Here is a 12,531-nt window from a genome sequence, read left to right on the forward strand (position 1 = left end):
CTGATGGTGTCAGCTATACTGAGACTGCCTTAAGGGATATAGATGGCGATGGAAGACCTGATCTTATCATATCTGACGGAGGAAAGCAGCTTATTGTTTATCGTAACCTTACGGGCAGAACGAACATGCTGCGCTCTGTGACACTTCCTTTCGGCGGACATATCAATATCAACTATGAGCAGACAACTCCAAGTTACGATTTGCCGGGACGTCGCTGGGTGATGTCATCGGTTGAGACGACAGGTGGATACAAGGAGAACGGAGCAGTACGAAGCAGGAATACCTTCGAATATAGCGGTGGCTATCGTGACCGTCGTGAGCGTGACTTCTATGGTTTCAAACAGGTACGTACTAATCAGATAGACACTGAGAACGGTGATAGACTCTATCGTTACTCCGTACAGACCTATGGTAAGAACAGGGATTACTATGCACATGGACTTGTTACGAGTGAATATCTCTATACGGCTGAGGGAAAGAAACTGCAGGGCGCTGTCTATGACTACGACCTGAAGACACTCGCTGTTGGCCATAATACGACAGATGCTGTTGTCTTCCCTGCTCTAAAAACACTCGTTCAGAGTAACTTTGATGAAGCCAGTGGGGACAGTCTGGCGGTTGCTGTCAGCAATACTTACGATGACTATGGTAACCTACAGGGATATAAGGAGACGACAACGGGCTATAGCTTAGAGGCAAACATCAACTATCATAAGATAGCCGACAAGTATATCGTCAGTATCCCGAGCCGCATCACTGTCAGCAGTGGTGGTAAGACGTACCGTGAACGCTCAACGAAGGTGGACGGAAACGGTGAGATAACGGAGATCATGCTCCATAATGGTGACAAGCCATCAGTCTATAACATGACTTACGATGGCTATGGTAACATCACACGCATGACGAAGCCGGAGAACTATAACCATCAGCGTATGTTCTATGCTTATACGTATGATGACCGCTATCACAGTCTTGTGACAAGTGTCAAGGATGCATACGGCTATAGCTCCAGTACGGCTTATGATGGTCTATGGAATGCTCCGTCTGTAACGACCGACCTCAACGGGCAGAAGATGGAATACGCCTACGATGCACTGGGCAGACAGATGACTATCCGTGCTCCGTATGAGATAGAGAGTGGTCAGCCGTTTACTATCCGCTTTGAGTACTTCCCTGCAGAGCGTAAGGCACATACCATCCATTATTCTAAGGAAGGCAACATAGATACCTACACCTTTGCCGACTCGCTGATGCGTGCCGTCCAGACGAAGCAGACAGGTGTGGTGTGGTCTGGTGGCAGCAATCAAAAGGTCTCCATCGTCAGTGGGAGGGCTGTTATCGATGCCTTTGGACGTAATATTGCGGCTTATTATCCAATGACGGAGAGCCATGGTAATATTGGTACTTACAACCATGCTACAGGTGATCTGCAGGCAAAGACAGAGTATGATGCGCACGACCGTACCATGAGTGTTACGCTTGCTGACGGCAGTGTGACACGCACAGCCTACAGTATCGGTAGTCATGACGGTGAACCGATGCTTCAGACAACGGTCACGGATGCACTGGGACGACATGCGGAGAGTTATACGGATGCCAAGGGACACAACCGTGAAACGGTGCAGCATGCTCGTGGTGAGGATATCACGGTGAAGTACAGCTATGACCCTGTCGGACAGGTAATGACGGTTCAGCATCCTAACGGTAGGGAGACGAAGTATGCCTACGACTTGCTTGGTCGGAAACTGATGGTGAATCATCCTGATGCAGGTGAGACGGATATGACTTACGATGCGGCGGGTAACCTCCTGACGAAGCTCACGGCAGAGCTTAGGAAGTCGATATCTGACAAGGGCTATATCTCTTACACCTACGACTTCGAACGGCTGCATGAGGTGCTTTATCCTGAAAATCTCTTTAATCGTGTTACTTATACCTATGGTAAGGCTGGGGATAAGTACAACCGTGCCGGTCGTCTTGCCCTCGTTGAGGATGCTTCGGGTGGTGAAGCCTATTACTACGGCAGACAGGGTGAGGTGACAAAGACCGTCCGTACGGTCATGGCAAGTGTGGCGGATATCAGGACTTATGTCTATGGTGCCACCTATGATAGCTGGAACCGTGTGCAGACGATGACTTATCCTGATGGTGAAGTGGTTACTTACCATTACAATGCTGCCGGACAGGTGGAGAGTCTGACGAGCAATAAACAGGGACGTCAGAGCGTTATTGTTGATAGGATAGGTTACGATAAGGAGGGTCATACGGTCTATACGAAGCTCGGTAATGGCACGGAGACTACCTATACATATGACAAGCAGCGTGAACGTCTGCAGGTGATGAACCTTACAGCGGACGGTCAGACTGTGATGGAGAACAGGTACCGCTATGATGCTGTGGATAATATCCTCGGTATCACAAATGCTGCCAACCCAACGTCGCTGACGAAACTCAACAAGGCGAAGCTGGGAGGAAAGAGTTCGCATACGTATGAATATGATGAACTGAATCGCCTTGTTCATGCAAGCGGTAAGGCTAAGCGTGCATCGTATGATATGGTGATGTCGTTCGGACGGATGAGTGAACCGCTGACTAAGGTGCAGAAGGTGGACTCAACGACGACTGCTAAGTCTTATAACTTTGCTTATAAGTACGAGGACAATAACCACCCGACAGCTCCAACACAGATTGGTCACGATCATTACACGTATGATGCCAACGGTAATCCTGTGTTGGTGACAAATGACTCAACGAACACTACCCGTGAGATGTATTGGGATGAAGACAACCGCCTGATGGTCTTAAGCGATAATGGCAAGACGAGTCGTTATACTTACAACGCTGCCGGCGAACGTATTATGAAGAGTTACGGTACGATGGAGGGTGTGTATATCAACGGTGCACCGCAGGGTATCACATTCCACGAGACGGACAACTTTACGCTCTACCCTGCAAGTATCCTCTCTGTAAACAAGAATCGCTTTACGAAGCATTACTTCATTGGTGACAAACGAATTGCTTCAAGAATAGGAACAGGTCTGTTCAACAACGTTTATGGACGTAATGGCTCATACGTAACGGCTGGTCAGCAGGACTATGCTGAACGTATGAATCAGATTCAGACACAGAAGGAGGCTTATTATAAGAAGGTGGGCGTAGCTCCTGGTGTACCGACAGAGAAGGGTGCGTATGGTGATCCGGAGAACACAGGTGTAGGTTATAATTCTGTCCTCACAGAACTTGGCAACCATGATGTGCCACAGGGTTGGATTCAGACTCCACGCCCCAACACCACACCGAATACCAACCCCGGTCCACCTGTAAGCTGGAACGACCCAAGCAACCCTGATGACCCGCAGGCTGGTTATGGTTATATTCCAAACGACACAACATGTGAGGAGACCTTCTTCTATCACAGTGACCACCTCGGCAGCACGTCTTACATCACAGACGATAAAGCCAACATCACTCAGTATGATGCTTACCTGCCTTATGGTGAGCTGTTAGTGGATGAACATAGCAGCCGTGAAGACCTACCGTATAAGTTCAACGGCAAACAGTTCGATGAGGAAACTGGCTTGTACTATTACGGTGCAAGGTACATGAATCCTGTCACGAGTTTATGGTATGGGGTAGATGCTTTGACAGAAAAATATCCTAACGTTACTGGATATTGTTATACTTTTAATAATCCTATAAAACTTCTTGATCCTGATGGTAATTCACCAATAGGAGCTGCGGTGGAAGGCATTAGTGCCTTTGTTGTGTCCGCTGGAGTAGATTTTATTTCCAACTGGATTTTTGAAGGTATGGATTATAAAACAGCTTTTAGCCATGTCCGTTGGGGAGCTGCAGCTTTTGATGGTATTTCTACGGCAGCTATCTCCTTGCTTGTTGATGGTGCAGGGACAACAAAAACAATAGGAAAAATTGCAAATAGTAAAGCGGGACGATTTGCAATAGATGTTGCTCGGACTATGATTACCAATATCATTGGTGACATTGAAAAAGGGAAAGACTTTAATAAAATAGATTTAACTGAAGAGTTTATTTCTGCTACTTTCTCAACATTATTAGACAAAAGAATGGAGAAAAGAGCAAATGAGTTGCTCAGTGGATTAGAACGCAGCAATAAAAAATTATATACTGCGCTTAATAAGTTGAAACGAAATCAAAAAGCAGGAAAATCTGAAACTCGACTGAAGAGTGATGCGTCTAGGGTAAAAATTGCGAAAGATAGATATAGAGGAGATGTTCGTAAATATGCAAAAGCGGTTACTAAAAAGAATCTTGTTGTAGCAGGAGGTGATTTGGTATTTGAAAAAGTATCTGAAAGACCAGATAATAAAACGTCTAATAATAATAATAAATAAAATGAAAGAATTAACTATACGGAAAATTATATTTTCTCTCATTATCTTTATTTGTGCTTATTATTACTACTGCACACTTGTAATTCATCTTTGGTATTATTTGGTTATCCTATGTGTAGCATTGTTAATTGATTTAGTTTTATATTTCACCTTGAATTTGAAATTTAATCTGACTTCTATTGCCAAGACAATTGTACACCTATATTTCTTCGTGTTTTCTATACTTTTTATTATAGCAAAGTTTGATGGAAAGACGGAGACTTATAGGCTTCCTTTGAATGGTTACACCTACAATAGAGTAGACAAAATTTTATTCACATTCAAAGGGCATAATTTTGGTAGATTTCATTCTTTACCCCAATATTCTCTAATTGCAGATAAAGATATGACTAAATTATATGACGTTTTATTGGAACTCAAAGAACCTATAAGAGGAATATATATAATTGAATATATCAGTTTGGAAAAGAAAATACAAGCAAATAAATAAAATATGAAGACAGGAGAGCATTTCCTAATTATTTTAGTTCCTGACAATAGTAAAAAAGAAAAGTTTCAAGGATAGGAACAGGTATGTTCAATAACGTCTATGGGCGTAACGGCTCATACGTTACTGCTGGTCAGCAGGACTATGCGGAACGTATGAATCAGATTCAGACACAGAAGGAAGCGTATTATAAGAAGGTGGGCGTAGCTCCTGGTGTACCGACAGAGAAGGGTGCGTATGGTGACCCAGAGAACACGGGCGTTGGTTATAATGCCGTTCTCACAGAACTCGGTAACCACGATGTGCCACAGGGTTGGATTCAGACTCCACATCCTAACACGACACCAGGTACCAACCCCGGTGCTCCAGTCTCATGGAATGACCCGAGCAACCCTGATGACCCACAGGCTGGTTATGGTTATATTCCTAATGACACAACGAAAGAGGAGACCTTCTTCTATCACAGTGACCACCTCGGCAGTACATCTTACATCACAGACGACAAAGCCAACATCACACAGTATGATGCTTACCTGCCCTACGGTGAACTGTTAGTGGATGAGCATAGGTTGCTGGTGGATGGGCTGGTGCAGCTGCAGGTGCTAGTATTGGTGCAAAAGGAGGTGCAGTAATGGGAGGAATAATTGGCTCACTGTTTGCGGGGGTGGGTGCAGCACCTGGCGCTGCCATCGGTGGATTTGTTGGTGGTATTGGTGGTGGTATAATAGGTTCTTTTGGAGGATCGTGGTTGGCAGAAGAAGGAGCAAATCATTTAATTAAATAAAGTAAACTATGTTAGTATATAAAAAATATCAAATGTTGAGTCTAAATTTTATCAATGAATTTGATACTGCAATTTTATATTCAAAGTTTAAATATATTTCTGATTTTATTTTCCGTCAAGTGCAAGAAAGATCAGTTTTCCTTTTTGAGATGAGTCCTACGAAGACATCAATTCTCTATGATATAGACTCAGAAAGTGAATATCATACTATTAACTCAAAAAAAGTAATTTATACTAAGAATTTAAATTTAAACAAAAAAATAATATCTATGATAGTTGAAGATGAAAGCTTTTATCTGGGACATCTTTTGATTATTATAGGGACTTTCTCAAGAAGTAAGATCTCTGATATTTCGAACATGTGGGAAGATTTATTGGAAACGGAAATAGAGTGTTTTAAGATGGGTAATGATGGAGACTCTTTCTATTGGTGCAATCCTCAGATAAATTCAGCAGAGGAAGAGTTCAAATTATTTATTAATGAATTGACAACTGCTACAAAAGATGGCAAATCTAAATGAGACAATGGTTTACGAGTAGTACTAAGACGAGTCGTTACTCTTACATCGCTGTTGGTGTTCACTAATGTGGAGGCGATATTACTTATGTCAAAAAATGAACGAGGTGTTCCATAGTTACTCTAAACCCTAAAGTATTCTTTGTTTTTAGTTGGTTCTTCCGTTAAATGGATAGATATCTCTGATTAGTTATATATAAAAAGCTGGTATTATGTATCTTTGTAGTGACCAAACTTCAAAAACATGAATACCAGCATAATGCAAAACGCCTTAGGCGTCTCCCAACAAGCTTGTCAGAATCTGCGCTACGAAGGTAATAACTTAGTTTTAGAAATCCAAACTCCAAAGGAAAAACTTTGCTGTCCTGTATGTGGAAGTCATAATATTAATCGTAACGGCAGTCATATTCGTCGCTTTGTAAGTGTTCCTATAGGTTTGAGTAAGACTTATATAGACATGCGTGTACAGCGTATTCAATGTCACGACTGTGGCTGTATCACAAGCAGTATGTACAGACCTTTCTGCAGCATATACAAGATCTGTAAGTGAGCATCTTCCCAATGCAGCACTTGTAGTAGACCACTTTCATGTAACCAAGCTTATGAACGAAAAGTTGGACTTGCTAAGAAGACAGTTATGGCATGTGGAAAAGGACGTCAACAAGCGTAAAGTAATCAAAGGAACACGTTGGTTGTTGCTCAGAAATGGAAATGATATCTTTGATCATGCACACAAAAATAGACTGGAGAACGCCCTAAGCCTAAACCGTCCGCTAATGATTGCCTATTATCTCAAAGAAGATCTTAAGGAAATATGGAATCAGTGTAGTAAGCAAAAGGCTAAAGCTGTGTTGGATGAATGGGTAAAGCAAGCTATAGAATCCAAAATACAGCCATTAATGAAAATGGCGTCAACTATTAGAGCATACAAGACATATATATTAGCATGGTATGACCATTATATAACAAACGGAACTATAGAAGGAATTAACAACAAAATAAAGGTTTTGAAAAGACAGATATATGGGTTCAGAAATGAAGAATACTTCAAATTAAGACTATATGCACTGCATGATAGACGTCTACGCATTTAACGGAAGAACCGTTTTAAAATGGTAACTCATTCCGAAGGCTCCGCTTATGGTGCTGGTGTAGCTCAATATTTATTAGATGCAGGTTATAAAGTTACTACAATTTTACATCTTTCCTCGGACGAAGGTGATGAATTCTCTACACCTAAGACTCCTTACACTCTTCAATTATCTTATGAAGGTGATTGGGTGACAGGAAATAAAACTATAAAAAACGTAGATAAAGTTGGTGAGATAAAAAAAGGAAACTTATCTTGGGACACTGTGCATGGAACAACAAAAAATAAAAATATATTTAATGCTGCAAAAGATCTTGAAAAAGTGACACTACAGCTTAATATAGGAGAAATTGATGGAAATTTATCCTCATGGTATAATCAAGAAAACGCAAAGAGAACAAATTTCTATAGTGTAAATGGAATTATATTGAACAATCTAGATGGAACAAAAAAAAGATAAATGGAAGAATATAGTTTTGCTTTTAATAGAGTTACCCATTGTTTGCTTTTTAGCATTATTTACATTGGATGGCCATTCTAGTTTGCTAGCATATAAAGAGTATCCATGGTCAATTTTCATGCAGAGGTTAATATTTGCTTCTGCCCCCATATTAATTGTCGAAATACTTATGTTTTTTTTTATAAATTTGATTTTCATGTCATTATCTAAGAAAGAAATATATAAAGGTGTCGTCACTAAAAGTTTTTTTATAAAACATATTTTATATTTATTATTAATGGTTCTCATGGTACTCTTCATGAAGTTATTAATATTCGATTATTGTTAATGGTGAAAAAACTTCCTTAGAGATTCTCTTGATGATAGTAAAATATATTATTCTGGACGTAAATTTAAGGTGACAAAGACAGTACGCACAGTATATATATGGTTACATAGACTAACGACACTACGAAAGAAGAAACTTTCTTCTATCACAGTGACCACCTCGGTAGCACGTCTTACATTACTGATGATAAAGCCAACATCACACAGTATGATGCTTACTTGCCATATGGCGAACTCCTTGTAGACGAACACTCATCAAGTGAAGACCTGCCGTATAAGTTCAACGGCAAACAGTTTGATGAAGAAACTGGCTTGTACTATTACGGTGCAAGGTACATGAATCCCGTCACGAGTCTGTGGTATGGGGTGGATCCGTTAGCGGAAAATTATCAAGCGAGTGGTTCATATCTTTATTGCAGGCAAAACCCTGTAAGGCGGGTTGATGTTGATGGAAATGATGAAGTCCATATTAATGGGGATGGAAGAATCGTGAAAGTTATAAATGATCATTCAGTCTATATAACGATCGTTGATCCTAAAGGGAATAGACATAGTCTATCTAGTTATAATATTTCTCCATATTTTTGGGGAATTGGAAGAGGAGATAATCTCCAAATAGTGGCTAATATTGCTGGCTATTATGCAAAACAAGCAGGCGTCCATGGATTAGTAGGTGCTAAAGGTAATGAAAAACTTGGTATTCTTGCTTATTATGATCGTAGTGACAAAGGGATCTGGCTACAACCATCTAATTCAGATGGAACTGTAGATAGTTGGTTAGATAATAAATATAACTTAATGAATACATTACAACATGAGTATTTCCATAAACTTGATGATCAAAGAAACGCTTATAAAAATCATCTTTTACATGCATCAGTTGATGAGAGAGCCAGTCGTACCAGGATCTTTGCCCATACATCTGACAAATTGAAGCTTAGCGTAGCTATAGAGTTCTCAGAGTTGGTAATGAATGCTTATTATCAACCTAACAAGAATACAAAGGCTGATGTAATGAACCTAATAGATAAATTTAATCGAAATAATACTGGAAATATCTTTTTGAAGTTTAATCCGGATGCCAGGACTATGGATATAAATATTAATAATTTTAAAAAGACCATTAAATATGTACCAAGTATAGATAAGTTTAACTTTATTATATCAAAAGACAAAAAATGAAAAAGAAAATTATAATTATTTGTTTGTTATCTATCTTAGCTTTTTTCATTGGCAAAACAGCTTATGATAGCTTTATGCTTAATTCATACTACAGTCATGGAGATGAACTAATCGCTAAGATAGAAAAATACAATATGGAACGACATACCTATCCTCTATCCTTAGACTCGATAGGAATAAAGGAATATGATTTGGGTGGAGGTCTCATATATAAGAATCTTTCTTTTAGATACTCCTGTGTAGGAATCGGCGATTTCCGTTTATCTTTCTATTATGGTTCATCATTCTATACCTATTCTCCATTATTAAGAAAATGGAGTAAAGACTTAGACTTAGATACCTTAAATATTATTAGAGAGAGTCTTTTCTTGGAGATAAGTAAAATGGAAAAGCAAAAGAAAATGAGACAAGTGTTAAGAATAATACCCCATAATAAGTTAAGGCAGTTTAAGGAGTTTAGCGTATCTGAAACAGATTCTATCTATTTTGTACAAAACTATTATACAAATAATGATATAGCAGAAGAAGGCTTTGTAAAAAGAGACAAGGGGACTTTTAGCAGAATAGGAAGATGGAAATTCTATGCTAAAGATGGGAGACGTATTATAGTATCGTATGAGGATAAAAAATATAGAAAAGGAATTATTATAGAAGAGGGTTTTCTACATGGTCATTTTGATTATTTTTATTAGAAAGCACATGATGAAGACATTGCAAAAACAGATTTACAGAGTGATGTTACTGTAGCTCTCTAAACACTTGACGAGCAATAAACAGGGACGTCAGAGCGTTATTGTTGACAGGATAGGTTACGACAAGGAGGGTCATACGGTCTATACGAAGCTCGGTAATGGCACGGAGACTACCTATACATACGACAAGCAGCGTGAACGTCTGCAGGTGATGAACCTTACAGTGGATGGTCAGACTGTGATACTTGCAGAAATACTAATACCTAAAGGAGCTATTATGATGAAGGGAACAGCAAAGTCGCAGGGAGGACAATGGATAGGGGGAAGAACTCAATATTTTACAGTGGGTAATTTAAATAGGGTTAAATAGAAATCTAATGAAAAAAAGTATTGTATATGCAGAAATGGGAAATCCTTGGAGATTCCCATCTTCTTATGAAGTTGCTTCCTGTAGGATTCAATTTAAGAATTTGCACAATTTTGGAAAAGAAGGTCCATTGTGTGGAAAATTATTTATAAATGACACACAACTCACAATTCCCGATTATGATGGTTTTGGGGGGCCAATCATAAAAAATAATAAGTATATATATCTACCTCTCTATCAGATGGAAACAGGAAACAGGTCAAACAGTCCAAGAACATATATTGTGGAAATAGATATTTCTAAAAAAAAATATCGGCTAATAGGGAAAAGAGTTGAATATGCTGTCGTTTATCTTGATTTTATGGTAGATGACATACTATATTTTTATAATTCTCCAATGAAGAATGATAAATTGCTTAAATATATTAATATTAATTCTATTTATAAACCTTGGAGTTGGAAAGATAGATGTTCTCATTTCTATCATGAATTATTATTCTTTTTCCATGATTTGTTTTCATAAATATAATCCTTCGTCTATGAAAACAATTTTTTACCGTCCGTACAGTCATGGCGAGTGTGGTGGATATTAGGACTTATGTCTATGGTGCTACGTATGACAGCTAGAACCGTGTTTATGATTATTATTATGGTGAAAAGAAATGAAGAAAATAGTATATTTAATAATTATCTTCTCGTTAGTTAGTTGTATAATACCTTATGTCCATAAAGTAAAGCTAACAAATGAAGATTTGAGTTGGATAACTCATTACAAGATAAATGATAGTATCTATTATGTTTCAAATACTGACGATACAGATACATTGATAATAAAAGATATTCAAATATGGAATCCTAAAAATACGTTTCCATTTGATCCCGAGGGACATAATTGGATAGAGGTGGGGCATGAATATGATGGTATTGCAAGTGTAGATATGACTTTGTTGCATTCTACTGACACATTCCTAATAAGCTTTGAAATAAAGAGAGAAAAGGAAAGTGGTCCTCTAACAAACAGTTGCAACTTTTGCGAATGGAGTTGGATAGGTACCCGAATGAATCCTAATACCTTGGAAATAAGAAAGCACAAATACAAGGATTGTATTTGTGTAGATATTAGGCAAATGGAGAGAAATGAAGGGGATCAACCAGTTATTGGTCTTAAACAAGTAATATGGAGTAAAGATAAAGGACTCTTGCAATATTCTTTGAAGAGCGGAGTCTCATATACGCTTAAAGAATTAATAATATAAATAGATAGGCGCAATGAGGGTATATAATATACCTTTTGATTGTATGTTGTTTTACCATGCCTAAAAGACTAAGCAGATGAGGATTTACATTACAATTATCATATTATGTGCTTTCTTAGTTTCTTGCAAAGATAAGAAATATAACTATAAAAGCAAAGGAGAATGGGTCCACTTAAAAAATGGAGAGACTATAGATGGTTATACCAGAATAGGTGACAGCATTTATGGGGGCTATGGAGATTCAATATATTTACATACAACGATGCCAATACTAAAGGGCGTTGATGTAAGTAGCTTCATGGTATGTAAAAATACAGGGTACGCGAAAGACTCGTACCATGTTTATTATCCGTTATGGGTTGTTTGTGAGGATGCTATGGACTTTGGTGGATGTTATTTTAAGGACTATATTATGGAAGATGTCTCTTCAGAGTCGTTTATATATATAGGACGAGGATATGCTACTGATGGCTATAAATTATTTAAAAAAGGTAAAGCTGTTAACAATCTAATAATAAAAAGCAGATTAAAGAAATGAGTATTTATGAGAGAAGTTTGACACACCCTTGCCCGTATTACGATTTTCTTGATAAAACTGATTTCGGTGGTGTAACATTGCCACATGGTAACTCATTTGAGACTACATATACTAGTAATTTATTTGATGATAACAAATTTGGAAAAAGCATTATGGATTGGTTAGCTATAAATCGTGTGGGTTGTGTGTTGATATTCCACCGGTTTGGTGCGGGTGCTTTGCACATGTGGTGCGGATGCTTAGCACATGTTGTGCGGATGGTATGCACCACATGTGCGGAGGGTTAACACCATTGCAGTATATGAAAGGGTAGGGATTAAATGTGCGTTAAGCGTATTAAGACTAACAGAACATGGAATTTCGGTAATATGTGAAAGTTAAAATAAGAATTATCTCCATAGATTATTTGTATATATCCCCTAATATTCTTTTATTTTTGTCCCCCAGAATAATTATGT

Annotated in this window: 8 protein-coding genes and 4 pseudogenes; all 12 read left to right on the forward strand. The window is 38.6% G+C overall.

Features of this window, described 5'->3' with window-relative positions; all coding sequences use genetic code 11:
• Positions 1–5: 5 nt before the first annotated feature.
• A pseudogene (locus tag J4856_RS00005) lies at positions 6–4,373 on the forward strand (RHS repeat-associated core domain-containing protein); the annotation flags it as partial.
• A gap of 543 nt (positions 4,374–4,916) precedes the next feature.
• Positions 4,917–5,426, forward strand: a pseudogene (locus J4856_RS00010) (RHS repeat-associated core domain-containing protein); the annotation flags it as partial.
• A gap of 65 nt (positions 5,427–5,491) precedes the next feature.
• Entirely contained in the window at positions 5,492–5,644 is a 153-nt protein-coding gene (locus tag J4856_RS00015) for a hypothetical protein (protein ID WP_156766853.1), read from the forward strand.
• An 8-nt stretch (positions 5,645–5,652) separates the two neighbouring features.
• Positions 5,653–6,165 (forward strand): hypothetical protein, encoded by a 513-nt coding sequence (locus J4856_RS00020; protein ID WP_025839556.1) that lies wholly within the window; start codon positions 5,653–5,655, stop codon positions 6,163–6,165.
• Positions 6,166–6,405: 240 nt separating this feature from the next.
• Positions 6,406–7,255: pseudogene (locus tag J4856_RS00025) on the forward strand (ISL3 family transposase).
• Positions 7,256–7,273: 18 nt separating this feature from the next.
• Positions 7,274–7,711 carry a hypothetical protein gene (locus J4856_RS00030; RefSeq protein ID WP_065367967.1) on the forward strand — a complete coding sequence of 146 codons (438 nt, stop codon included), beginning with the start codon at positions 7,274–7,276 and terminating at the stop codon, positions 7,709–7,711.
• 441 nt (positions 7,712–8,152) lie between these two features.
• Positions 8,153–9,220, forward strand: a pseudogene (locus J4856_RS13375) (RHS repeat-associated core domain-containing protein); the annotation flags it as partial.
• The gene (locus J4856_RS00040) at positions 9,217–9,912 is read left to right on the forward strand and encodes a hypothetical protein (RefSeq protein WP_025839788.1); all 696 of its coding nucleotides are present in this window, start codon (positions 9,217–9,219) and stop codon (positions 9,910–9,912) included. The pseudogene J4856_RS13375 and the gene J4856_RS00040, both read left to right, overlap by 4 nt.
• Before the next feature lie 67 nt (positions 9,913–9,979).
• The gene (locus J4856_RS00045) at positions 9,980–10,282 is read left to right on the forward strand and encodes a hypothetical protein (RefSeq protein WP_025839789.1); all 303 of its coding nucleotides are present in this window, start codon (positions 9,980–9,982) and stop codon (positions 10,280–10,282) included.
• Between the two features lie 7 nt (positions 10,283–10,289).
• A complete protein-coding gene (locus J4856_RS00050; protein ID WP_025839790.1) occupies positions 10,290–10,802 on the forward strand; it encodes a hypothetical protein in 513 nt (170 codons plus the stop codon).
• 139 nt (positions 10,803–10,941) lie between these two features.
• Positions 10,942–11,535, forward strand: coding sequence for a hypothetical protein (locus J4856_RS00055; protein ID WP_025839791.1), 594 nt, complete (start codon positions 10,942–10,944; stop codon positions 11,533–11,535).
• A 76-nt stretch (positions 11,536–11,611) separates the two neighbouring features.
• Positions 11,612–12,073: a DKNYY domain-containing protein gene (locus tag J4856_RS00060; protein ID WP_025839792.1), complete on the forward strand. Its 462-nt coding sequence runs from the start codon at positions 11,612–11,614 to the stop codon at positions 12,071–12,073.
• Positions 12,074–12,531 lie beyond the last annotated feature (458 nt).

Source organism: Prevotella scopos JCM 17725 (assembly GCF_018127785.1).
Lineage (GTDB): Bacteria > Bacteroidota > Bacteroidia > Bacteroidales > Bacteroidaceae > Prevotella > Prevotella scopos.